Origin of the sequence: Sphingomonas sp. PWP1-2 (genome assembly GCF_049898305.1) — a bacterium.
Lineage (GTDB): Bacteria > Pseudomonadota > Alphaproteobacteria > Sphingomonadales > Sphingomonadaceae > Sphingomonas > Sphingomonas glacialis.
Genome location: NZ_JAFCXM010000001.1, coordinates 553,279 through 575,259, shown reverse-complemented (window position 1 = coordinate 575,259; position 21,981 = coordinate 553,279). Strand labels below are relative to the sequence as shown.

General features: G+C 66.9%; 22 protein-coding genes. 10 read left to right on the top strand and 12 right to left on the bottom strand.

The genetic code is table 11. From position 1 onward, the window contains the following. Window positions 1-8: 8 nt before the first annotated feature. From recO to ACP7C5_RS02805, 3 genes are all read right to left on the bottom strand, one after another. On the bottom strand, window positions 9-635 hold the full coding sequence (gene recO, locus ACP7C5_RS02815) for a DNA repair protein RecO (RefSeq protein WP_426263112.1): 627 nt from the start codon (window positions 633-635) through the stop codon (window positions 9-11). Window positions 636-737: 102 nt separating this feature from the next. Next, entirely contained in the window at window positions 738-1,493 is a 756-nt protein-coding gene (locus ACP7C5_RS02810) for an SDR family NAD(P)-dependent oxidoreductase (protein ID WP_426263111.1), read from the bottom strand. 122 nt (window positions 1,494-1,615) lie between these two features. Beyond that, a complete protein-coding gene (locus ACP7C5_RS02805; RefSeq protein WP_426263110.1) occupies window positions 1,616-2,098 on the bottom strand; it encodes a (R)-mandelonitrile lyase in 483 nt (160 codons plus the stop codon). A gap of 144 nt (window positions 2,099-2,242) precedes the next feature. Here ACP7C5_RS02805 and ACP7C5_RS02800 point away from each other — a divergent pair, with 144 nt between their 5' ends. Further along, a complete protein-coding gene (locus ACP7C5_RS02800) occupies window positions 2,243-3,151 on the top strand; it encodes a LysR family transcriptional regulator (protein ID WP_426263109.1) in 909 nt (302 codons plus the stop codon). Window positions 3,152-3,340: 189 nt separating this feature from the next. Here ACP7C5_RS02800 and ACP7C5_RS02795 read toward each other — a convergent pair whose 3' ends face one another. From ACP7C5_RS02795 to ACP7C5_RS02765, 7 genes are all read right to left on the bottom strand, one after another. Beyond that, window positions 3,341-4,261 (bottom strand): GNAT family N-acetyltransferase, encoded by a 921-nt coding sequence (locus ACP7C5_RS02795; protein WP_426263108.1) that lies wholly within the window; start codon window positions 4,259-4,261, stop codon window positions 3,341-3,343. Further along, window positions 4,258-5,214 carry a polysaccharide deacetylase gene (locus ACP7C5_RS02790; RefSeq protein WP_426263107.1) on the bottom strand — a complete coding sequence of 319 codons (957 nt, stop codon included), beginning with the start codon at window positions 5,212-5,214 and terminating at the stop codon, window positions 4,258-4,260. The genes ACP7C5_RS02795 and ACP7C5_RS02790 overlap by 4 nt, the downstream gene beginning before the upstream one ends. A 73-nt stretch (window positions 5,215-5,287) precedes the next feature. Next, window positions 5,288-6,691, bottom strand: coding sequence for an NAD(P)H-dependent flavin oxidoreductase (locus tag ACP7C5_RS02785; protein ID WP_426263106.1), 1,404 nt, complete (start codon window positions 6,689-6,691; stop codon window positions 5,288-5,290). Between the two features lie 64 nt (window positions 6,692-6,755). Then, window positions 6,756-7,898: a glycosyltransferase gene (locus ACP7C5_RS02780; RefSeq protein ID WP_426263105.1), complete on the bottom strand. Its 1,143-nt coding sequence runs from the start codon at window positions 7,896-7,898 to the stop codon at window positions 6,756-6,758. A gap of 194 nt (window positions 7,899-8,092) precedes the next feature. After that, window positions 8,093-9,208, bottom strand: coding sequence for a glycosidase (locus ACP7C5_RS02775; RefSeq protein WP_426263104.1), 1,116 nt, complete (start codon window positions 9,206-9,208; stop codon window positions 8,093-8,095). Further along, window positions 9,205-9,966 carry an SDR family oxidoreductase gene (locus ACP7C5_RS02770; RefSeq protein WP_133189793.1) on the bottom strand — a complete coding sequence of 254 codons (762 nt, stop codon included), beginning with the start codon at window positions 9,964-9,966 and terminating at the stop codon, window positions 9,205-9,207. The genes ACP7C5_RS02775 and ACP7C5_RS02770 overlap by 4 nt, the downstream gene beginning before the upstream one ends. A 167-nt stretch (window positions 9,967-10,133) precedes the next feature. Continuing rightward, complete coding sequence (locus ACP7C5_RS02765) at window positions 10,134-10,994, bottom strand: alpha/beta fold hydrolase (protein WP_426263103.1); 861 nt, start codon at window positions 10,992-10,994, stop codon at window positions 10,134-10,136. Between the two features lie 70 nt (window positions 10,995-11,064). On the opposite strand from ACP7C5_RS02765, the gene ACP7C5_RS02760 reads away from it, so the two are divergent. The 9 genes from ACP7C5_RS02760 (at window position 11,065) to ACP7C5_RS02720 (ending at window position 18,755) form a co-directional block, all read left to right on the top strand. Beyond that, window positions 11,065-12,423 (top strand): protein adenylyltransferase SelO, encoded by a 1,359-nt coding sequence (locus tag ACP7C5_RS02760; protein WP_426263102.1) that lies wholly within the window; start codon window positions 11,065-11,067, stop codon window positions 12,421-12,423. A 190-nt stretch (window positions 12,424-12,613) separates the two neighbouring features. Further along, entirely contained in the window at window positions 12,614-14,026 is a 1,413-nt protein-coding gene (gene astD / locus ACP7C5_RS02755; RefSeq protein WP_133189799.1) for a succinylglutamate-semialdehyde dehydrogenase, read from the top strand. Continuing rightward, window positions 14,019-14,474, top strand: coding sequence for a GAF domain-containing protein (locus ACP7C5_RS02750; protein ID WP_322160293.1), 456 nt, complete (start codon window positions 14,019-14,021; stop codon window positions 14,472-14,474). Before astD ends, ACP7C5_RS02750 begins: the two co-directional genes overlap by 8 nt. Window positions 14,475-14,548: 74 nt before the next feature. Further along, window positions 14,549-14,710, top strand: coding sequence for a hypothetical protein (locus ACP7C5_RS02745; protein WP_189675398.1), 162 nt, complete (start codon window positions 14,549-14,551; stop codon window positions 14,708-14,710). A 92-nt stretch (window positions 14,711-14,802) separates the two neighbouring features. Next, window positions 14,803-15,591, top strand: coding sequence for a uroporphyrinogen-III C-methyltransferase (cobA, locus tag ACP7C5_RS02740; RefSeq protein ID WP_426263101.1), 789 nt, complete (start codon window positions 14,803-14,805; stop codon window positions 15,589-15,591). Next, entirely contained in the window at window positions 15,588-15,884 is a 297-nt protein-coding gene (locus ACP7C5_RS02735; RefSeq protein WP_426263100.1) for a DUF2849 domain-containing protein, read from the top strand. Before cobA ends, ACP7C5_RS02735 begins: the two co-directional genes overlap by 4 nt. Before the next feature lies 1 nt (window position 15,885). Next, entirely contained in the window at window positions 15,886-17,517 is a 1,632-nt protein-coding gene (locus ACP7C5_RS02730; protein WP_426263099.1) for a nitrite/sulfite reductase, read from the top strand. Next, complete coding sequence (locus ACP7C5_RS02725) at window positions 17,510-18,007, top strand: DUF934 domain-containing protein (protein ID WP_426263098.1); 498 nt, start codon at window positions 17,510-17,512, stop codon at window positions 18,005-18,007. The genes ACP7C5_RS02730 and ACP7C5_RS02725 overlap by 8 nt, the downstream gene beginning before the upstream one ends. Then, the gene (locus tag ACP7C5_RS02720) at window positions 18,000-18,755 is read left to right on the top strand and encodes a phosphoadenylyl-sulfate reductase (protein WP_426263097.1); all 756 of its coding nucleotides are present in this window, start codon (window positions 18,000-18,002) and stop codon (window positions 18,753-18,755) included. The genes ACP7C5_RS02725 and ACP7C5_RS02720 overlap by 8 nt, the downstream gene beginning before the upstream one ends. Before the next feature lie 225 nt (window positions 18,756-18,980). Here ACP7C5_RS02720 and ACP7C5_RS02715 read toward each other — a convergent pair whose 3' ends face one another. Together ACP7C5_RS02715 and ACP7C5_RS02710 are read right to left on the bottom strand one after the other, a co-directional pair. Then, window positions 18,981-20,363, bottom strand: coding sequence for an RNB domain-containing ribonuclease (locus tag ACP7C5_RS02715; protein ID WP_426263096.1), 1,383 nt, complete (start codon window positions 20,361-20,363; stop codon window positions 18,981-18,983). Window positions 20,364-20,373: 10 nt separating this feature from the next. Further along, complete coding sequence (locus ACP7C5_RS02710) at window positions 20,374-21,876, bottom strand: replicative DNA helicase (RefSeq protein ID WP_133189813.1); 1,503 nt, start codon at window positions 21,874-21,876, stop codon at window positions 20,374-20,376. Between the last annotated feature and the right edge of the window lie 105 nt (window positions 21,877-21,981).

Below are 21,981 nucleotides of genomic sequence, written 5' to 3'. Positions count from 1 at the left end.
GCGGCGCGTCACGCAACCGCCCTTTTCAGCCGCTCGACCAGCCGCGTACGCGCGGCGAGTGTCACCGCGCGGCGATCGACCAGGATCGAAGCCTCGAGCGCGTCGCCGGTCAGCGCGAGCGCCTCGAAGATTTCGTCCCACTCCGGCGCGACACCCGTGGTCAGCGCGGGCGGCAGCATGTCGCGCTCCAACCCATAGCCGAGCTCGGCAAGCACCAGCAGTTCGTAGCGCGCGAGCGCCAGCGCCCAACCGCGCGCCGCGGGCGCCGCCGCGATCACGCCGATCGTCCCGTCGAGCGCGGCATAGAGCCGCGGATACGGCTGCGCCTCAGGCAGCGCGGCGGCGGTGAGCGTGGTCACCCATTCGAGCGCGAGCGCGGGCAGCGGCTCGGCATAGAGCGGCGCGCGGCTGGTGACGAGTTCGACCGTGAGGCTGGCGAGCTGATCGTCGGTGCGCGCCCGCCATTCGCCGATCACGCGATTGGCGGGCTGGAGGATCGGCCGGATCCGCGTCGAGCGCCCGCCGCGGACATAGCCCGCCTGCAGGCCATGCTCGGCGGTCAGCGCTCGCACGATCGCGCCGTGTTCGCCGTGATGGCGGATCGCGAGGATCAGGGCTTCGACGCGCAAGTGCATGGCGGCGGTTTAACGTGGGTGGGGGGATACGCTAGGGGGCGGATGGCGCGCAGGGGACGTCTGAGCCTCCGCAACCCTGTTGGCGCGTGCGCGGCCCCCCCCTTACAGCGACCAGCCACCATCCACGCAGATCGCCGCGCCGGTCACGAACGCGCCGAGATCCGCGCTCATCCACAGCACCGCATCGGCGATTTCCTCGGGCTTTCCGAGGCGGCCAACCGGTTCGAGATCGATCGCCTTCTGGATGTCGCCGTTGGTAAAGCGGTCCATCATCGGCGTCTCGATATTGCCCGGCAGGATCGCGTTCACGCGGATATTCAGCTTGGCATAATCGAGCGCGGCGGCCTTGGTCAGCCCGATGATCGCGTGCTTCGAGGCGGTGTAGGACGCGCCACCCGCCACTCCGCGAACGCCAGCGCCCGACGACGTGTTGATGATGACCCCGCTGCCCTGCCGCACCATTTGCGCCAGTTCGTGCTTCATGCAGACGAAGGTGCCGCGCAAGTTGATGTCGAGGATGCGGTCCCACTCGCTCAGCGAAATCTCGTGGACTGGCGCGGGTTTGTTCTCGACACCGGCATTGTTGAAGGCGATGTCGAGCCGGCCGAAGGTCTCGACCACCCGGCCGACGGCCGCCTCGATTTGGTCGGGCTGCGACACGTCGCACGCGATGACCAAGGCCTCGGCGCCGGCGCTTCGCACGGCATTCGCGGTTTCGGAAAGACCGTCTTCGGTGCGGTCGAGGATGGCGACGCGTGCGCCCTCCGCCGCAAACGCGATGGCCGTGGCGCGGCCGATGCCGCTGGCGGCACCGGTGATGAAGGCGACCTTGCCGGGGAAACGCTGCGTGTCTGACATGGAAAAACCTTTCTAGGGGAGGTGTTGAGGGCAGTCAGCCGGGCGCACCCTGCGACGATGTCCGGATCGTCCTTCCGAGCCGCCCTTCCAGCGGGCGCGCGACGCTGACTCGCGGCGCGATCTCACTCCGTGCCAAGCGGCGCGCGATAGTCCGCCTCGGTCACGGGCTCCATCCACGTCACCGGCGTGCCGTCGACCGCTTCCTGGATGGCGATATGCGTCATTGCCTGATGCGCGGTGGCGCCGTGCCAGTGCTTGTGGTCTGCGGGACACCACAGGATGTCGCCCGCCTGAAACTCGAGCTTTGGTCCACCCGCGATTTGCGTCCAGCCGACGCCCTCGGTCACGATCAGCGTCTGACCGGCGGGGTGGCTGTGCCACGCGGTCCGCGCACCGGGCTCGAAATGGACGATCGCCCCGGACACGCGCGATGGCGCCTCGCGCTGGAACTGGCCGGTGATGGTGACCTTGCCGGTGAAATACGCGGCCGGTCCGTCGACGGTCTTCAGGTCCGCCTTGCGTGCGATGGTCATGTCGGTCGCTCCTTGCTGCGCCTGCGCGGTGACGGACGGCAGCAGCGCGAAGCGGCAAAGGCCGATCTTCATGGGGGTTGCCGCCTTCTCGATCCGCCGATCGTCACACCGACGATCGTCACGACTGGCAAGATAGGGTGGACGAAGCGCTCGAATTAGCGCCCTCGCCAGCAACGAGACGATGAACAGTGTTCAACAATGGTGTAGAAGGCCGGGATGCAGCTGAGCCGAGCGGACCTGGCGGACTTCGCCTATTTTCTGGCGATCGCCAAACACGGGAGCTTCCGACGCGCTGCCGTCGCGATGGGCGTCACCACGTCTGCCCTCAGCCACGCGATCACCGCGCTGGAGGGCCGCCGCGGCGTTCGACTGTTGAACAGAACGACGCGCAGCGTCGCGCTGACCGCAGCCGGCGAAGAGCTCCGCGCGGCGATCGAAGCCCCCATGCAGAGCATTGCCGCCGCCGGCGAAACCCTCGACCGGTATCGCGACGCACCTGCCGGCCGCGTCAGGATCAACGTCCTCGAAGATGCTGTCGACCTGCTGCTCAAGCCGGTCATGCCGATTTTCGTCGACCGCTATCCCGACGTCGCGATCGACATCAGCATCAGCAATCGCCTGATCGATGTCGTCGGCAGCGGTTTCGATGCCGGCATCCGCTATGGCGGCACGGTGCCCGAGGACATGATTGCGCAGCGCCTGTCGCCCGATCTTCGCTGGGTCGCCGCCGCATCCCCGGACTATCTTGCGCGCTTCGGTGTGCCGGCCGACCCGCAGGACCTGCGAAATCACCGCTGTGTCGGCATCCGCCTGGGGAACGACCAGGTCTATGACTGGGAGTTCGAGCGCGACGGCTATGACTGCGCGATCGCGACACCCGGCCCGCTGACGGTTGATTCAAGCCACGCTGCGATCGCGTTCGGGTTGTGCGGCGCGGGGATCGTGTACGCGAGCGAGGCGGTTCTCCGCGCGCATCTCGAGCGTGGGACCTTGCAGCCGGTGCTGACGGAGTGGACGACCGTCGGCAGCGGTTTCCACGTCTATTATTCGGGGCGTCGGCACTTGCCGACCGGGCTGCGGCTGTTGATCGATCTCATCAAAGAGCTGCGACCGCTCAGGGAGTAGGCGGGCGGCGTTCCCTTTACGGGGCGTGCCAACCGCACCGCCGTGGTCTTGCACACTCGATTTGTGCCGCACCGATCCCTCACTTTGAAAGTGTCGGAACCCACCCGCCAGGCGGCGTCGAATCTGCCATCGTACCGCGAGGCCAATCGAGCCAGGCAAGCACGGTTCGTCGCACTCGCTCTGCATGCGCTAGCGCCGCAACCGCCGCGCGACCCGCTCGAGGCCCAGTCGCGTCACGCCGTGCTTGGCCCACAGCGCCCCCCGGTCGAACGCCTCGAGCGCGGTGATCGTCGCGCGGTTGGCGAGCGTCGGGCGGAGCAGCAGCACGTCGACGCACGCAACGCCCGCGGTGGCGAAGCTGCGCTTGTGCTGGCCGTCGCCCTCGGTGAAATCGAAACGGGTGAGGCCGGGCTCGGCATAGAGGTCGCGCATCGCCTCGAGCATCAGCACGCCGCCGGGCGACAGATCGTTGAACGCCGGGTCGTGCCCGACATGGTCGTAGCGGACCGTCCCGCCTTCGATCGGGCAGTAGAGATACGCCGCCGGCTCGCCTGCGACATAGAGCAGCCAGGCGCGCACCTGGCCCGCCGCCGCGAGCGCGGTCATCGTGTGCACGAACGCCGGATCGTCGGGCAAGCCGCCGCCGAGCAAGCGCTCCTGATAGGTCCGCTGCGAGATCCCGCGCGCGACCGCATGAAAGGCGCCGAGTTCGTCGGCGGTGCGGAAGCGGCGGACGTCGAGCGCGCCGCCCGACAGCGCGATGACGCGTTTGGTCTTGCGCTTGAGCCCCGAGCGCGTGTTGCCCGAAAGCGCGGCTTGATAGGCCGCAAAACCGATCGTCAGATCGGCATAATGCCGCGGATAGCGTTGCCGGACATAGCCGATCATCCCGCCCGCCGCGCCGCGCAGCGACGCGAGACCGTGTTCGGGAAGCGAGGTCACGGCATAGCCATCGGCACCGCGCGCAAGCGGCGGGAGGATCGGGAGCGGGCCGTCGAGCACCGTGTCGAGCGACAAAGGAAGCCGCACCAGCCGGCGCGCAATCGAGCCCAGCGTGCGCGCGCCGATCTGGAAGCGTAGCGGAACCGCTTCCGCAGCAAGCGGCGTCACGCCGCGCGCTCGGCCACCATGTTCGACCATAATTGCTCGGCCTGGCGCCAGCGCGTGCGCAGCGGATCGGGGCCGAGCGGCACGTCGTTCTGCTCGAGCCGGAGCGCGGGGCGGTCGGCGAAATGCACCGTCGGCATCGCCTCGGCGCGTTCGGCGAGCAAGCCGCACAGCGCTTCGAAGCGCCGGACGTGCACCGTATTGGGCCGCGTCCCCGCGCGATTGGCGAGCTCGAAGCCGTGGCTGACGATGTTCACCGCGGCATGGCGATGGAGCTCGGCATGGTCGAGCGCGGCGCGCATCTCGCCGACCGACAGCGCGCAGATCTGGAAGTTGCGCAACGCGCCGGGCCGCTCCTCGATCACCGTGACGGGAATCTCGATCACGCCGTCGATCCGCACCGGCGCGATGTGGCGCGCGGGCAAGTCGATCGCGCTCGGCCACGGATGTTCGCCGCCATTGTGGCTGGCGTCATAGCTGAAACCGAGCTCGGCGAGCGCGCGCAGCGTGTCGGCGTTGGCGCTGTACGACCCGGCGCGGAACGCAATCGGATTGGGCGCGCCGATCGCGGTGAGCAAGTCGGTCGCGCCCGAGATCAAAGCGCGCTGTTCTGCGAAACTGTATTCGGCGAGCTCGAAGCGCGATGCGCTTGCGCCGCCGTCGCCCGACACCGCGCTCGTCCAATTGGGGTGGAGGTGGAGCTGCACCTCCTGCCCCGCGGCGAGAATCTTTTCGACGATGCCGCGCAGCGGCGCGAGCCCGAAGGTGAGCGCCGGCATCGGATCGACGAAGAAGCACGCCTTCAGCCCGTGCTGCGCGAGCATCTCGAGCTTGTAGCTGACGCCGACACCGGCCGGCTCGAGCGAGCGCTCGAAGATCTCGGCCCTCGCGAGGCCATCGCTGTGGTGCCGCCACATCACTTCGGTGTCGATCGTCAGGAATACGGGCGTTGTCATCCCGTCCAGCCATAGCCGGACGGGCGTAAAGATTTCGCAAAGTCCGTATGTTGCATTTTGTTTCTGACCCGGATCAATCTCCGGTGAGGATGCGATCGACCAACTGCTTGACGGTCGGGACGAAGCCGTTCGAGTAGAACGGATCGCGCTTGAACTGATACGCGCCGTGTCCGGCAAACATCAGATTCTGCTCGACATCGCCGCCATGCGCGATGTCCTGCAGCGTCTTCTGGATGCAGAAGCTGCGCGGATCGGCAAGCCGGCCGGTCGAATTCGTCTCGGTGTCCGACCACGACGAGAAGGCACACTGGCTGAGGCAGCCCATGCAATCGGCCTGATCCTTGCGGATCACGCCCTTGTCGACTGGGGTTACGAAGACGAGCGTGTTGTCGGGCGTCTTGAGCGCATCGGTGAAACCCTCGCCGAACCACTGCCGCGCGCGCAGCAAGTCGTTGCGCGTGACCCAGAAGTTCTTGCCCTTGACGCCGACGTCGAGCTGATAGGTGTGGTCGCCCGCACTTTGCGTCGAAAAGGCGATCTGGCGCTCCGAACGCTCCTGCAGGTGGCGCAGGAACGGGTTGAGCACCGCGCTTGAATAGAATCCGGTCGGCGAGAAGCGATGCAGCAGCACTTCGCCTTCCTGGATGTTGGTCAGCCGCGCCTTCCACTCCTGCGGGATCGGGCTTTCCTGCGTCAGCAAAGGCCGCGTGCCGAACTGGAAGGCGATCGTGCCGAGCTCGGGATTGTCGATCCAGTTCGCCCAGTCGCGCAGATACCAGACGCCGCCTGCCATCACGATCGGCACGCTGTCGGGAATCCCGCCCTCGCGCATCGTGTCGCGCAGCGCCTTCACGCGCGGATACGGGTCCTGCGGCATCAGCGGGTCTTCGGCGTTCGACAGGCCGTTATGCCCACCCGCGAGCCACGGATCCTCATAGACCACCGCCGACAGCCAGTCGGCTGCCTTCGAATAGGCGCGCTTCCACAATGCGCGGAAGGCGCGGCCCGAGCTGACGATCGGGAGATAGCTGACTTCGTACGACGCCGCGATCTCGGACAGCTTGTACGGCATGCCGGCGCCGCAGGTGACACCCGCGACGAGCCCGCGCGTGCGCTCGAGCACGCCGTGCAGGATCCGCTGCGCGCCGCCCATTTCCCACAGCACGTTGATGTTGATCGCGCCCTTGCCACCGGCGATGTCGTACGCCTTGCGGACCTGCTGGACGGCGCCCTCGATGGCGTATTCGATCAGCTCTTCGTGGCGCTCGCGCCGCGTCAGCGCCTTGTAGACCTGCGGGATGATCTTGCCGTCGGGGTCATAGCTGTCGGCATTGACCGCCGACACCGTGCCGATGCCGCCCGCCGCCGCCCAGGCGCCAGCGCTCGCATGATTGGTCGCAGCGACGCCCTTGCCGCCCTCGACGAGCGGCCAGACCTCGCGGCCGCCATAGACGATGGGCTTCAAACCAGTGAACAACGTGACCGCCTCCGACTTAACTTACGTTCTGTTATACGCTTTGGACGCCCGATCGGGCAAATCTCTAATCCCCGAACGCCCCGGGACGTCCGATAACGCTGCCATAGAGCTGTGCATAGCGCGCGATCATCGTCGCCTCGTCATACTCGGCGACCGCCTTGCGCCGGTTGAGCTCGCCGAGCCCCTTGCGACCCTCGGGAGTCGCCTGCGCGAGCGATTCGAGCGCGTCACGGATCAGCACTTCCTGGTCGCGGCGTTCGATGAAGCTGCTATTCTCGGGCGCGACCATCTTAAGTACGTCGCCGACCGGGGTCGAGACGATCGGCAGCCCCGCCGCCATGCCTTCGAGCACGCAGATCGGGAATTGCTCGGACTTGGACGACAGCGCCATGATGTCGAACAGGCCGATATAGTCGTGCGGGTTGGGCAGGAAGCCGGTTAGCAAAACCTGGTCGGCGACGCCCATCCGCTCGGCGGCATCGAGGATCGCCTGGCGTTCGGGCCCCTCCCCCACGATGATGAGGCGCGCGCGGCTCGACATGCCGCCGAACGCGCGGACGAGCAGCGGCAGGTTCTTGACCTCGCGCAGACCCGCCAGCGTGCCGATCACCAGTTCACCGGGCTTGCGCTTGAAGCCGGGGATCGCATTGGGCTTGGGCGGGATCGCATAGCGCGCGGTGGCGATGCCGTTGGCGATGCGATGGACGCGCTCGCGCGGCTGTTTCCACGTCTTCAACGCGATGGTTTCGAGCGTCTCGGACGGCACGACCAAGGCGGCGGCCTTGGTCAGCGCGAAGCGGCGATAGATATTGCGCTCGGCCTTGAGGCCTTTCGCCTCGTCGGCGTTGAAGCCGTCTTCGTGGTGCACCAGCGGCGGCACGCCGTTCGACGAGACACGCCGCGCCATCGCCCCGTCGATCGCGCCCCAATTGTAGGTCAGCACGAGGTCGAAGCGGCGCATGTACGCCGCAATCGCCTCGTAGCGCTTGACCGAGGGCGAGCCGGTCAGCGGCGGCGGGTTCTGCGCGATCTCGTAATCGATGCCCTTGGCGATCGCGTCTCGCGCGCCGTACTGGCCATCCATGCTCGACACGATCGTGTGGCGTGCGCGGTCGCCGAACGCGTTCATCAGACGCACCGCGCGCGCTTCCTTGCCGCCGAGCGAGAAGGTCGAGTGCAAGTGCAGGATGTTGACGGGCCGGCTCATTTCCGCGCGGCGTTAGCGTGAAATGACGGCGGCGTCATCTGTTGGTGTGGGGGAGCAAGACCGCCCTCCTGCTTCTTGCTCCCCTCCCGCCTGCGGGAGGGGCTGGGGGAGGGACGTGCCGCCAGCCCAGCGCACGAGTTCCAGGTCGGTCCCTCCCCTAGCCCCTCCCGCAAGCGGGAGGGGGATGAGGCAAATCAGGCGAACGCGGTCTTTGGTATATGCGTGATCCGGCAGCCGAGGTCCGCCTCGCCACTCGCCACCACATAGTGATCTCCTGCATCGGCGATCCCGGTCGTGAACACGACATTGTCGAGATACATCAGATCCTTGATCGGCTCGGTCAACGCCGGGTTGGCCTCGATCAGCGGATCGTGGCAGGTGCGCAGCACCACGCTCGGATCGTCGCGATCGAGCACCGACCAATAGGTGCGGTACACGCCGACCACGCCCATCGGCTCGACGCCGTGCCACAGCGTCAGCCAGCCCTCATCGGTCAGGATCGGCGGTGCGCCGCCGCCCATCCGCGCGGTCGCCATCGTCTTGGCGTGCGGGCGGATGCCGGGCTTGTCGTACGGCTTCCAGTGGAGCGCATCGGGCGAGCTGGCGAGGTTGATCGATGGCCCCGAACGCCACTCGCTCCCCGGCGGATAGGCGAAGTACAGATCGCCGAGCGGGCGCGTCTGCGCATAATATTTGCCGCCGATCAGCCCTTCGAAGATCAGCATGTCCTTGTTCTGGTGATCGAGCACGATCCCCTCGAGCTTCCAGTCGAGTGCGTCGGCGGACGTGTACAGCGTGGTCGAATGCCGCTCGGGGCTGACCGAACAGGTCGTCATCAGATAGCGATCGCCGACCTTGCTGATCCGCGCATCCTCGACGCCGTAGCATTGGTACGGCGCCTGCGGTGCGATCGCCTTGTCGTAATGGACCTGCTCGACCTTGGTCCCGTCGGCGTTGAGCTCGACCGGCAGCAGCCACGACAGCGAGGTCAGCGCCATCACCTTCCACCCGCCACCGCGCATCATGAATTTGCGCGGGTCGGCGGTGTCGACATATTCGAGCGGCCAGGCGTCGAGCGCATAGCTGTGCTCGGTCCAGCGGATCGCATGGATGTGCTGGTCGTGGATCGGCGTCTTGAGCGCCTCGGCGACGCGCACCATCAGCAGCAGATTGCCATTGGGCAGCCGCGTCATCCCCGGGTTGAACGCGCCGAGCACATAGGTCTCGGCATCGACCTTCCCTGCCAGCGGCGAACGGGAAAGATCGACGTCGCCGGGCGAGAAGATCAGCGCATCATGCGAAAAGGTCATTCACCCTCCTGCGCCCGCGGGGAAATCACGAGCTGTTGGATCACGGTCCGCCGTGGCTGGGTCAGCATATAGTGCACGCCGACCGCAATGTCCTCGGCACGGAGCGAGGTTTCCTCGTGGATCATCTTGCGCTGCTCCTCGGGGGTGATGTCGGGGAGCTGCATGTTCGAGCCGGTCTTGCCGGGCTCGATCAAGCCGACCTTGATCCCCTTGGGGCCGAGTTCGCGGCGGAGTGCTTCGGAGAAAGCGGCGATGCCCGCCTTGATCCCGGCATAGACGGTCGAGCTCGGCCCGAGCACGTGCGCGCTCATCGAGCCGATCAGGATGATGTCGCCATGCCCTTCGAGCTTGTCGACCGCGGCGTGCGCGCTGAGCAGATAGGCGGTGAAATCGACCGCGATCGCATAGCGCAGCTCTGGCTCGCTCATTTGCGTGAGGCCACCGGCAGCGACCGCGGCATTGATGACCGCGCAGTCCATTCCGCCGAGATAGTCGCTGGCCTGCTTGAAGAAGCTCAGCACGTTCTCGGGATCGGACAGCTCGGTGGTGATCCCGTCGGCCTCGCCGCCGACTTCGCGGATGCGCTCGAGCGCATCGTCGAGATATTCGGGATTGCGCCCGCAAATGAACACCTTGGCACCCTCGGCTGCGAGGAGAACCGCGATCGCGCGACCGATTCCGGTGGTGCCCCCGGTGATGGCGACGCGCTTGCCTTTCAGGCTGGTCACGGCGGTATGCGCGTCGGTAACGGTCTTCATGCAGGGCTCCTGTTATGTCGTATGGAGACGCGCCGATGTGCGCGCGGTTCCGCTTCTTCTACGCCCCCTGGAAGGGAGGGGTCGGGGGTGGGTCGGCCCACGGCGGCGGCGGCGCTCTCTTCAGGCCGCCCCACCCCCAGCCCCTCCCTTCCAGGGAGGGGAGGAAACTAGATCGCGATCCGAGACAATAGACGATCGATTCCCGCCACCGCGGCGGGTTCGCTCAAGCTCGGCGCATGGCCGACTTGGTCGATCGTGACAAGCTCGCCATGGTCGAGCGCCGCGACCATTTTCTCTGCGGTCGCCGCGGAGAGCACGTCCGACGCGGCGCCGCGCACGATCAGCGTCGGCACGTCCTTCAGCACCGCGAGCGCGCGCCACATGTCGGGGCCGGCTTCGTTGCCAGGAACGCGGAACGGCTCGGCGATCTTCATGTCGTAATCGAGCACGATCCGCCCCGCGCTGTTGAGCCGGTACAACCGCTTGGCCATTTCCAGCCAATCCTCGAGCGTGAAGCCGGTATAGACGTCGCCATTCGCCTCGGCGACCGCGCGCGCGGCGTGGAGCCAGGTCGGCCAGGTGTTCGACTTGCCGACATAGCCGCGGATCCGCGACAAGCCCTCGGCCATGATGTCGGGCCCGACATCGTTGAGCAGCACGCCCGCGACACTCTCATGCCCGGTACCGGCGAGCAGCATCGACACGATCCCGCCGAGCGACGTGCCGAACGCGACGTAGCGATCGACACCGAGCTCGCCGAGCAGCGCCTCGACATCCTGGACGTAGCTGAGCGGGACATAGCTCATCGGATCCTTGGCATAGCCGCTCTCACCGCGCCCGCGCAGATCGATCGCGATCACGCGCCACTGCGGCGACAGCCGACGCGCGAGCGCGTCATAATCGCGCGCGTTGCGCGTCAGGCCGGGCAGACAGAGGATCGGCGGGCGATCGGCTGGCCCCGGATAATCGCGGCAATGCAGCCGGACGCCGTCCTTCGACCACCAATATCGATTTTCATAAGACGACATGGTCTGGTCCTGAGCCTGGGGCCAATTTCACGGGGTTGCGTCCGGCGGTCGGCGCCCTCCATATCCACGCATGAGCATCCCCCCGCAAGACTCTCGGCCCGAAACGACCATCCACCAACTGGGCGACGGTTTCTACGATCCGGTCGCCGCAGCCGCCTTTCCGCAGACGCTGCTGCGTTTCCGCAACGATTGCGCCGCCGCCGAGGTCGGGCTCGATACCGTGAGCGACGCCGACTGGCTGCGGCATTTCGGGCGGTTCGATCCGCTCCCCGGCAGCCTCGAGCAGCCGCTCGCGCTGCGCTATCACGGCCACCAGTTCCGCAACTACAATCCCGAGATCGGCGATGGCCGCGGCTTTCTCTTCGCGCAGCTACGCGACGATCATGGGCGGCTGATGGACCTCGGCACCAAGGGCTCGGGCACGACGCCGTGGAGCCGCTTCGGCGACGGACGCCTTACGCTCAAGGGCGGAATGCGCGAAGTGCTCGCAACCGAGATGCTGCAGGCGCTCGGCGTCAATACCTCGCGCACCTTCTCGCTGATCGAGACCGGCGAAGCGCTCGAGCGCGGTGACGAGCCCTCCCCGACCCGCTCGGCGGTGATGGTGCGGCTCAGCCACGGGCATATCCGCATCGGCACGTTCCAGCGGCTCGCCTATCTGCGCAATGCCGAAGCGATGGAGCGGCTCGTCGGCTATGTGCTGCGCAACCTCTATGGCGAGGAGCCGGGCGGAGATGCGCCAGTCCGCTTGCTCGATCTGGTGGTCGATCGCACCGCGACGCTTGCCGCCAGCTATATGGCGGCGGGCTTCGTCCACGGCGTGCTCAACACCGACAACATCAATGTGACGGGCGAGAGCTTCGACTACGGCCCTTGGCGTTTCGCGCCAACCTGGGACCCCGCGTTCACCGCCGCCTATTTCGACCATGCCGGGCTCTACGCCTTCGGCCGCCAGCCCGAGGCGATCCATTGGAACGCGACGCAACTCGCGATCTCGTTGCGGGCTTTGGTCGAGGCCGAGCCGCTGATCGCGGTGCTCGATACCTTTGCCGAGCGCTATCAGAGTGCCGTCTCGGCGGCGATCCTGTGGCGGCTCGGCGTCGTGCCGCGCGATCCGACGAGCGACCGTGCGCTCGTCCAGACGATCGAGCGCGGGTTGCGCACGAGCGGCCTGGGGATCGACCGCTTCTATTTCGACGCGTTCGGCGGCGTCGCCCCTCAAGGCGAGGCGTTTGCCGAGCTGCGCGCGGCGCTCGAGCCGTATGCGCCCCGCAAAGCGCGCGATCATGCCTATTGGCAGAGCGAGCCGTGCGCGATGCTGATCGACGAGGTCGAGGCGATCTGGGCGGCGATCGACCAGCGCGACGACTGGGCGCCGTTCGACGCCAAGATCACGCAGATCCGCACTATGGGCGAAGAGCTGGCCTAACCCCTCTCCCCCTGTGGGAGAGCGAGGGAGCCCCGCAGGCGCGGAAGGGTGAGGGGGTGTGGCGGCGGCCGCGCCATCGACGTCCCCCTCACCCTTCCCACTCGCTAAGCGATCGTGCCCCTTCCCTCTCCCACAAGGGGAGCGGGAGAAGAGTAGATTCCCATCCCAATCTCAGGCAAAGACCCAATAAATGTCGTCAGAACTCCTTTCCTACGAACCCGCCACCGGCGCCGAGCTCTGGCGCGGCGCGATCGGCGATGTCGATGCCGAAGTCGCCGCCGCGCGCGCCAGCTGGGCTGGCTGGGCGGCGCAACCGCTCGCCTATCGCGTCGAGGCGCTGCGCCGCGTCGCCAATGTCGTGCGCGCCCGCGCCGACGCCTTTGCCGACATCATCGCGCGCGAAACCGGCAAGCCGCTGTGGGAAGCGCATACCGAGGTCGATTCGGTCATCGCCAAGGTCGATATCTCAGTGACGGCTTATGCCGAACGCACCCCGCAGCGCCGGCTCGAGGCGCAGATGGGCAGCCGCATGGCGCTGCGCCACAAGCCGCACGGCGTACTCGCGGTGCTCGGGCCGTACAATTTCCCGGCGCATCTGCCCAACGGGCACATCATCCCCGCGCTGCTGGCGGGCAATGCGGTGGTGTTCAAGCCGTCGGAAAAGACCCCCGCGACCGGCGAATTCCTCGTCGGCTGCTTCCATGCCGGCGGGATTCCCGAGGGCTGCCTGCGCCTGCTGATCGGCGGCGCGGCCGAGGGCAAGGCGCTCGCCGCGCATGACGGGATCGACGGGCTGCTCTTCACTGGTTCGGCGCACACCGGCATCGCGCTCAACCGCGCGTTTGCGACACGCCCCGAGAAGATCCTCGCGCTCGAAATGGGCGGCAACAACCCGATCATCGTGTGGGATTCGCCCGATCTCCACGCCGCCGCGGTCGTCGTCGTCCAATCGGCGTTCACTTCGGCAGGCCAGCGCTGCACCGCCGCGCGCCGGCTGATCGTCGACCAGAAGCTCTACGATCCGCTGATGGCCGAGGTGACCAAGCTGATGAAGCGGATCATCGTCGACGAGCCACATGCCAATCCCGCACCGTTCATGGGCCCGGTGATCGACAATGACAGCGCCGACCTGCTGTCCGAAAGCTTCCTCGAGCTGATGATGCGCGGCGGTCGCCCGATCCAGCATCTCGAACGGCCGATCGCCAACCGCCCCTTCCTGCGCCCCGCGCTGATCGACACGACCGAGATGAACGACCGGCCCGATATCGAGCTGTTCGGGCCGATCCTCCAGGTCATCCGCAAGACCAGTTTCGAAGATGCGATCACCGAGGCGAACAACACGCGCTATGGCCTGTCGGCCTCGCTGCTCAGCCAGGACCCGGCGCTGTACGACCAGTTCTGGGCGAATGCGCGCGCCGGGATCGTCAACTGGAACAAGCCGACCAACGGCGCCTCGTCCAAGGCGCCATTCGGCGGCATCGGCTGGTCGGGCAACCACCGTCCGAGTGCCTATTACGCGGCGGACTATTGCGCCTACCCTGTGGTATCGAGCGAAGCCGATCAGGCGCGCGCGAGCATCGGGGTGGGGTTACGCGATGGGTGAAGACGCATTCCGCGTCGAACGGTTGCGGGCGGATCCCGCGGTCACAGCGATGCTGGAGCGGATCTGCGACATCACCACGATGGGCTTCGCCGCCGTCGCGCGCGTCACCGATACCCAGTGGATCGCCTGCCAAGTCGTCGACCGGATCGAGTTCGGGCTCGAAGCGGGCGAGGAACTCGCGCTGAAGACCACGATCTGCGACGAGATCCGGGGAAGCGGGCGCGCCGTGATCATCGACACGGTGTCGGGCAATCCCGATTGGCGGACGCATCCGACGCCGATGCTCTACGGGTTCGAGAGCTATATCTCGTTCCCGATTCGCCTGCCCGATGGCACATTCTTCGGGACGCTGTGCGCGATCGATCCGCAGCCCCGATCGATCGGGACCCCGGCCATAGCGGCGCTGTTCGAACGCTTCGCCGCGGAAATCGGGGCGTTGCTGGCCTGAGCGGCACCTTTGGTCGCAAAGCCGTGGAACCGTAGGCGTTCCAATGCTTTGGGCCTGGCGTGAAACACGACAAAGTGGCCGATGGCCCCACTCCCCGCGCGCGCAAACTGAAACTCGAGTCGGACAACTGCCTGGCCATCGCGATCCGCGAACGCGAGCCCGAAGTCGCCGCGATGCTGATCGACGAAGCCGCCAAACTCGCGCGGCGCGTCAAGGAGTTGCACGACAAAGCGTGATCCCCCAGCGGAGAGGTCGGCAAAAGTTTGGCTACCCCGCCCCCAAGCAAGCTTGAATTGAAGCGCGCGCTGGTCCAGCCCATCTGACAACGATGGCCATATTGCTCGATCCTACCGCGCGCGGGCGCGTTATCCTGGTTGGCGCCGGTCCCGGCGACCCGGGTTTGCTGACCGTTCGCGCGGTTGCCGCACTTAGCCAAGCCGATGTCGTGGTGCATGACGGGCTGATCGATCCGCGCGTGCTCGACCTCGCGCCCGCCAGCGCGCAGCGCATCTCGGTCGCCAAGCGGCGCGCGCGCCACACGCTGCCGCAAGAGGCGATCAACGCGCTCATCGTCGCGCAGGCGAAGGCCGGCGCGGTCGTCGTGCGGCTGAAGGGCGGCGACTCGTTCATCTTCGGGCGCGGCGGCGAGGAAGTCGAAGCCGTGCGCGCCGCCGGCCTGCCGGTCGAGGTGATCCCCGGCGTCTCGGCCGCACTCGGCTGCGCGGCGGAGGCGATGCTGCCGCTCACCCACCGCGACCATGCGAGCGCGGTCAGCTTCGTCGCGGGCCAGTGCAAGGGGCTGTCCGACCAGGACTGGTCGGGATTGGCAGGCAAGGGCCGGACGCTCGTCATCTATATGGGCGTGGCCACTGCCGACGACATCGCCGACAAATTGATGCGCGATGGCGTTGCCCCCGAAATGCCCGTCGCGGTGCTCGAGCGCGGGACGCTCAGCGGCGCGCGCGCGATCCGGACGTTGCTCGCCGATCTCGGCCAGATGGTCGCGCGCGAGACAGTGGCGAGCCCGGCGATCATCGTCGTCGGCGAAGTCGTCGAATTGTCCGACGCCGAGGATAAGCTCGGCGCCTGGGCCAAGATTGCGGAGTCCGTTGCGTGAAAGTGTTGACCGGGAATGATTTGCCGACAGGCGACGTGGTGTGGTGGACCGGCTCGGGCTGGTCGCGCCATATCGAGGATGCGTGCGACGTCGCCGACCAGGGCGAGAGCATCGCGCATGCCGAGCAGGGCGCGCGCCGCGTCAACGTCCCCTATGTGATCGACGCGACGCTCACCGCCGACGGCCCCCGCCCCGCGCACATCAAGGACCGCATCCGCGCGCTCGGTCCTACGGTGCGCGCCGATCTGACGTTGAAGCCGGCCGATCCGATGGCTGGAAGCTGGGTAATCTGAGATGTACAAATACGACCAATACGACCAGCAGATGGTCGACACCCGCGTCGAGGAATTCCGCGACCAGGTGAAGCGCCGGCTTGCGGGCCAGATCACCGAGGACCAGTTCAAGCCGCTCCGGCTGATGAACGGGCTCTATCTGCAGCTCCACGCCTATATGCTGCGCGTCGCGATCCCGTATGGCACGCTCGACAGCCGCCAGATGCACATGCTGGCCCATGTCGCGCGCAAGTACGATCGCGGCTATGGCCATTTCACGACACGGCAGAACCTCCAGTTCAACTGGATCAAGCTCGAGGACGCGCCCGACATCCTCGCCGAGCTCGCGACGGTCGAGATGCATGCGATCCAGACGAGCGGCAATTGCATTCGCAACATCTCGTCGGACCAGTACGCCGGCGCCGCTGCGGACGAAGTGACCGATCCGCGCGTGTGGGCCGAGCTGCTGCGCCAGTGGAGCACCTTCCACCCCGAATTCACCTATTTGCCGCGCAAGTTCAAGATCGCGGTGATCGGTGCCGACGAGGATCGCGCGGCGATGCGGCTGCACGACATCGGCATCCAGATGGTCCGCCGTGACGGCGAGCTCGGCGGCAAGATCTTCGTTGGTGGCGGCATGGGCCGCACGCCGATGATCAGCCATGAGATCCGCGATTTCGTCGGCAGCGACGATCTGCTGAGCTATCTCGAGGCGTGCCTGCGCGTCTACAATCGCTACGGCCGGCGCGACAATATCTACAAGGCGCGGATCAAGATCCTGCTCCACGAGATCGGCCCCGACGAATATCGCCGCCAGGTCGAGGAGGAGTTCGTCGCGGTCAAGGCGCTCGGGCTCGATCCGCCCAAGGCCGAGTTCGACCGGATCACTGCCTTCTTCGCACCCCCCGCGTACGAAGCGGATGCAGCGGACGCGATCGACCGCAGCGACCCCGATTTCGCGGTCTGGGTCGACCAGAACACCGCCGAGCACAAGCAGCCGGGCTATGCGATCGTCACGATCAGCCTCAAGCCGACCGGCGGCATCCCCGGCGACGCGACCGCCGAGCAGATCGACCTCATGGCCGATCTCGCCGAGCGCTATAGTTTCGACGAACTGCGCGTGACGCATGCGCAGAACATCGTCCTGCCGCACGTCCGCAAGGCCGATCTCTACACGATCTGGCAGCAGCTCGACGCGGCCGGCCTCGCGCCCGCCAATCTTGACCTGATCAGCGACATCATCGCCTGCCCCGGGCTCGATTATTGCAGCCTCGCCAATGCGCGCTCGATCCCGCTCGCGCAGAAGATCACCGAGCGTTTCGCCGATCCCGCCCGCCAGCGCGACATCGGCGAGTTGAAGGTCAAGATCAGCGGCTGCATCAATGCCTGCGGGCATCACCATGCCGGGCACATCGGCATTCTCGGCGTCGACAAGAAGGGCGTCGAAAATTACCAGCTCTCGCTCGGCGGATCGGGCGCGGAGGACGTGAGCCTCGCCAAGATCACCGGCCCGGGGTTCGACGAGGACGGCGTGGTCGACGCCGTCGAAAAGGTCACCACCGTCTATCTGGCGCAGCGCGAGGGCGGCGAACGCTTCCTCGATACCTATCGCCGCATCGGCATGGAGCCGTTCAAGGAAGCGCTTTATGGATAAGCCCGTCACCGTCGCCCCGGCGCAGGCCGGGGCCGCTGCGTTGGACGCGCAGGCCAAGCCTCAGGGTGGCCCCGGCCTGCGCCGGGGCGACGCGAGTTTCGACGAGCCTGCCGTGACGCTCGACGCATTTCTCGACTCGCAGACCAACGCGACCGCGGTGCGGCTCGAGGCGGGCGATGACGCGCGCGCGCTGCTGCCGTATCTCGACCGGATCGCGCTGATCGAGGTGAGCTTCCCGAGCTTCCGCGACGGGCGGGGCTATTCGTCGGCGCGAATTTTGCGCGAGGCGGGTTATACCGGCGAATTGCGCGCGCAGGGCGATGTACTGGTCGACCAGATGCCGCTGATGCAACGCTGCGGCTTCGACAGCTTCGCGCCCGAATCGGAAATCGACCCGGCAACGCTCGAGGCGTCGCTCAAGCGCTACGAGAACGTCTATCAGAAGGCCGCCGACGGGCGTGTGCCGATCTGGGCGCGGCGGCATGGGTAACGCACTGCGCAAGCTCGACCTGATCGACGTCGCGCCCTTCTCGCCCGCCGATGCCGCGGCGATGGAGGCGCGTTTCGACGGCGTCGACACGCGCGACATGCTCGGCGAGTTGCTGACGGGCGAATTGAAGGGGCGCGTCGCGGCGGTTTCGTCGTTCGGCGCGGAGAGCGCGGTCCTGCTCCACTTGATCTCGCAGGTCGACAAGGACATTCCGGTCATCTTCCTCAACACGCAAAAGATTTTCGGTGCGACGCTCGCGTATCGCGACGAACTTTCCGAGACGCTCGGCTTCACCGACCTGCGCGTGTTTCGCCCCGATCCGCGGCTGCTCGCGGCGAAGGATGCGACGGGCTTGCGCTGGAATTACGACCCCGACGGCTGCTGCGACCTGCGCAAGGTCGAGCCGCTGCGGCGGGCTTTGGCGCCGTTCGACGCGTGGATTTCGGGCCGCAAGGGCTTCCAGGCGGGCACGCGCCAGGCGATGCCGCGCTTCGAGGAGGATGAGGGTCGGTTGAAGCTTAATCCGCTCGCGGCGTGGGACAAGGCCAAGCTCGACGCCTATTTCGAGGAGCACAAGCTCCCGCGCCACCCGCTCGAAGCCGAAGGCTATCCCTCGATCGGCTGTGCGCCGTGCACGAGCAAGGTGTTGCCGGGCGAAGACCCGCGCTCGGGCCGCTGGCGCGGGTGGGAGAAGGTCGAGTGCGGGATCCACGTGCCCGAGAAGCCGGGCGAGGAGCCGGTTTTTTAGGAGTCACGCGAAGACGCGAAGGCGCGAAGAAGGGTTTGTTCGCGCAGAGGCGCGGAGGACGCAGAGAGGCAGCGCACTCGGCACGGGCATCTCGCCCTTTCGTAGCCCGAATTTACGAAGGCCGCTCCGCGGCAAACGCACCGCCTCCGCGTCCTCCGCGCCTCTGCGCGAACGAATCTTCTGCCTTTTCTTCGTGCCTTCGCGCCTTTGCGTGAAAGATCTTCCTCAAGAAACCCGTTCGAACTGCAAAGTCCGCGCCGCCGTGTCCGCCGTCACCAGCCGTACCGAGATCGTCTCACCCGGCTTGCCCTCGGTCTTGACGCTCGTCAGCACCGCAAGATCGCACAACTGAACCCGCGCGCCGTGCGCATCCGCGTCTACGATCACCGCGGAGAAGATCTCGCCCTCGCGCCCCTGCAGCACCGCCGTCTCGGCCAGGTCGATCACCGCACGGTCGATCCGCCCGCCGATCGCATCGGCGCGCGCCATCACCGGCGGGAGCGTCTCGAACGCCTGCGTCACCACCTCGGGAACTGGCTGTCCGTTGGCGATCGCCAGCGCGGCGCGCACGACATAGCGATCCGCCAGCCGGCGCAGCGGCGCCGTCGCATGCGCATAGGTCGCCGCCATCGCCGCGTGCCACGGGACCACGCCGTCGCGGTACGGCGTATAGGTCGCCCCTCCCCCGCTGCGGCGCTCGGCAATCATGAAGGCGGCTTGCGCCGGTTCGGCGGCAGACAGCGTCGCGACGAACTGCGGAAGCGTCAGCGCGGCCGGCCACTCCAACCCAAGCCCCAGCGCGACATTGCGCAGCCGTTGCACTGCGCGATCGTCCGGCCCGGCCATCACGCGGAACAGCCCAGTATGGTGCGCGTGCAACAGCGCAGCGACCGCAAGGTTGGTCGCGAGCGACAGCGCGGCGTTGCGGTCCTCGGAAACCAACCGTGGTTCGAACGCCAGCCGATACCCGCCCTTCCCGTCAGCAATCACATCCTGCTGTGGCGGATCGACGCGACTCGCGCCGCGCGCATCCTCCGCAGCGGCGATGCGGTTGGCGAGTTCGGCGAAATCGGGCGGGAGATCGGCCTCGGTCACGCTGTCATACGCAAGCTTCGCTCGACTGCGAATGATCGCGCGCTCGGCCCCGTCGAGTGTCGGAGTCCCATCGGGCGCAACGCGCACCGTAAACACCACCGCCGGCCGCGGTCCGCTCGGCAAGAGGCTCGCCGCGCCCTCGGCGAGCACCGGCGGATAGAGTCCCGCCTTGCCGTCGGGGAGATACAGCGTCGTGCCGCGCTTCCACGCCTCGGCGTCGATCACCCCGCCATCGTCGACGAACCACGCCACGTCGGCGATCGCATAGTGGAGCAACAGGTCCGCCCCGCTCCGCTCGATCGCGAACGCCTGATCGAGATCGGTCGAACTCGCCGGGTCGAGCGTGACGAAGGGCATGGCCGTCCGATCGACATGCGCGCTCGGCACGCGCTTGGCGGCTTCCTCCGCTGCCGCGAGCACCTGCGGCGGAAACGACTCGGGCACGCCGAACTGCGTACGGATCAGCGGCAGCCCCGCGGCCAGTACCGCGTTCGAATCGACGAGCGTCTTCAACCGCGCAGCCTCAATAGCCGCCGCCACCGACCACGACGTCGCTGAAGCGCGTGATGTGCGGCTCGAACTTGAGCATCACCTTGCCGGTCGAGCCGTGACGCTGCTTGGCGATGATGAGTTCCGCTAGGCCATCGACGCGCGAGAGATGCTCGGACCATTGCGCATGCTTGTCCTGCACGCCCGCCGGGCTGTTCGCGCTCGGGATCTCGGGCTGCGCCATGTTGAGATAATAATCCTCGCGATAGACGAACATCACCATGTCGGCGTCCTGCTCGATCGATCCCGATTCGCGCAGATCCGACAGCAGCGGGCGCTTGTCCTCGCGCTGCTCGACCGCGCGGCTGAGCTGCGACAGCGCCATCACCGGCACGTTGAGATCCTTCGCGACGCCCTTGAGGCCACGGCTGATCTCCGAGATTTCCTGCACACGCCCGTCGCCCGAACTCTTCGCCGAGCCCGACAGCAGCTGGAGGTAATCGACGATGATCAGCCCGAGCTGGTTGTTGTGCCGCCGCTGCAATCGCCGCGCCCGCGTGTGGAGCGAGGCGATCGAGAGGTTGGCGGTATCATCGATGAACAGCGGCAGATTCTCGAGCTCGGCCGCGGTCGTCGCGAGCGCCTGGAACTCATGCCGGCTGATCTTGCCCGAACGCAACACGTCCGAATTGATTCGCGCCTGCTCCGACAGCACGCGCCCCGCCAGCTGATCCGCCGACATTTCCAGGCTGAAGAACGCGACCTTCGCGCCGAGCGAGCGCTCGGGGTCGATCCCGTCGGCCATGTCGCGCATCCAGCGCTGCGCCGCGTTGAATGCGATGTTGGTGGCGAGCGAGGTCTTGCCCATGCCCGGACGCCCGGCGAGGATCATCAAGTCGGAGCGGTGCATGCCGCCGATCTTGGTGTTGATGCTCTCGATTCCCGTCGTGATGCCCGAGATATGCCCGCCCGAATTGAGCGCCACCTCGGCCATCTTGAGCGTCGTCTTGGCGGCCTGCAGGAAGCTCTTGGTCTGGCTCTCGGTCGCGCCGTCCGACGCGACCTTGTAGAGTTCCTCCTCGGCCGCTTCGATCTGCGCGCGCGGGTTGACCTCTTCCGACGTATCCATCGCGCGATCGACGAGGCCGCGGCCGACCGTCACCAGCGTACGCAGCATCGCGAGATCGTAGATCTGCTTGGCGAACTGCCGCGCGCCGATCAGCCCCGCGCCCGAGCCGGTGAGCTGCGCGAGATAGGCGGGGCCGCCCAGTTCGCGCATCCCGGCGTCCTGTTCGAACATCGGGCGCAGCGTGACGGGGCTCGCGAGCATGTCGTTGCCGCGCAGCGTCTTGATCGCGCTGAAGATGCGGCCGTGGAGCGGCTCGAAAAAGTGTTCCGCGTCGAGCCGGTCGATCAGATCGTCGGCGAGGCGGTTGTCGATCATCATCGCGCCGAGCATCGCGGCTTCGGCTTCGACGTTCTGTGGTAGCGATACGGTTTCGGGAACGGGCGGTGTGGGGAGGAATGCTGTGGCCATGGCGCTCTCATCCCACTCGCCGCCTGCCCACTCAAGCGGATTGCGCTCACCCGGGTGTGAATCCCGTGGGCGGATGTTGTCCCCTGGCCCCGCCCCCGCTACGGC

What these genes read in the sequence shown, in the direction of transcription:
- recO (WP_426263112.1), bottom strand. Translation starts at nt 635, where the DNA reads ATGCACTTGCGCGTCGAAGCCCTGATCCTCGCGATCCGCCATCACGGC.
- ACP7C5_RS02810 (WP_426263111.1), bottom strand. Translation starts at nt 1,493, where the DNA reads ATGTCAGACACGCAGCGTTTCCCCGGCAAGGTCGCCTTCATCACCGGT.
- ACP7C5_RS02805 (WP_426263110.1), bottom strand. Translation starts at nt 2,098, where the DNA reads ATGAAGATCGGCCTTTGCCGCTTCGCGCTGCTGCCGTCCGTCACCGCG.
- ACP7C5_RS02800 (WP_426263109.1), top strand. Translation starts at nt 2,243, where the DNA reads ATGCAGCTGAGCCGAGCGGACCTGGCGGACTTCGCCTATTTTCTGGCG.
- ACP7C5_RS02790 (WP_426263107.1), bottom strand. Translation starts at nt 5,214, where the DNA reads ATGACAACGCCCGTATTCCTGACGATCGACACCGAAGTGATGTGGCGG.
- ACP7C5_RS02780 (WP_426263105.1), bottom strand. Translation starts at nt 7,898, where the DNA reads ATGAGCCGGCCCGTCAACATCCTGCACTTGCACTCGACCTTCTCGCTC.
- ACP7C5_RS02775 (WP_426263104.1), bottom strand. Translation starts at nt 9,208, where the DNA reads ATGACCTTTTCGCATGATGCGCTGATCTTCTCGCCCGGCGACGTCGAT.
- ACP7C5_RS02770 (WP_133189793.1), bottom strand. Translation starts at nt 9,966, where the DNA reads ATGAAGACCGTTACCGACGCGCATACCGCCGTGACCAGCCTGAAAGGC.
- ACP7C5_RS02765 (WP_426263103.1), bottom strand. Translation starts at nt 10,994, where the DNA reads ATGTCGTCTTATGAAAATCGATATTGGTGGTCGAAGGACGGCGTCCGG.
- ACP7C5_RS02760 (WP_426263102.1), top strand. Translation starts at nt 11,065, where the DNA reads ATGAGCATCCCCCCGCAAGACTCTCGGCCCGAAACGACCATCCACCAA.
- astD (WP_133189799.1), top strand. Translation starts at nt 12,614, where the DNA reads ATGTCGTCAGAACTCCTTTCCTACGAACCCGCCACCGGCGCCGAGCTC.
- ACP7C5_RS02750 (WP_322160293.1), top strand. Translation starts at nt 14,019, where the DNA reads ATGGGTGAAGACGCATTCCGCGTCGAACGGTTGCGGGCGGATCCCGCG.
- cobA (WP_426263101.1), top strand. Translation starts at nt 14,803, where the DNA reads ATGGCCATATTGCTCGATCCTACCGCGCGCGGGCGCGTTATCCTGGTT.
- ACP7C5_RS02730 (WP_426263099.1), top strand. Translation starts at nt 15,886, where the DNA reads ATGTACAAATACGACCAATACGACCAGCAGATGGTCGACACCCGCGTC.
- ACP7C5_RS02725 (WP_426263098.1), top strand. Translation starts at nt 17,510, where the DNA reads ATGGATAAGCCCGTCACCGTCGCCCCGGCGCAGGCCGGGGCCGCTGCG.
- ACP7C5_RS02720 (WP_426263097.1), top strand. Translation starts at nt 18,000, where the DNA reads ATGGGTAACGCACTGCGCAAGCTCGACCTGATCGACGTCGCGCCCTTC.
- ACP7C5_RS02710 (WP_133189813.1), bottom strand. Translation starts at nt 21,876, where the DNA reads ATGGCCACAGCATTCCTCCCCACACCGCCCGTTCCCGAAACCGTATCG.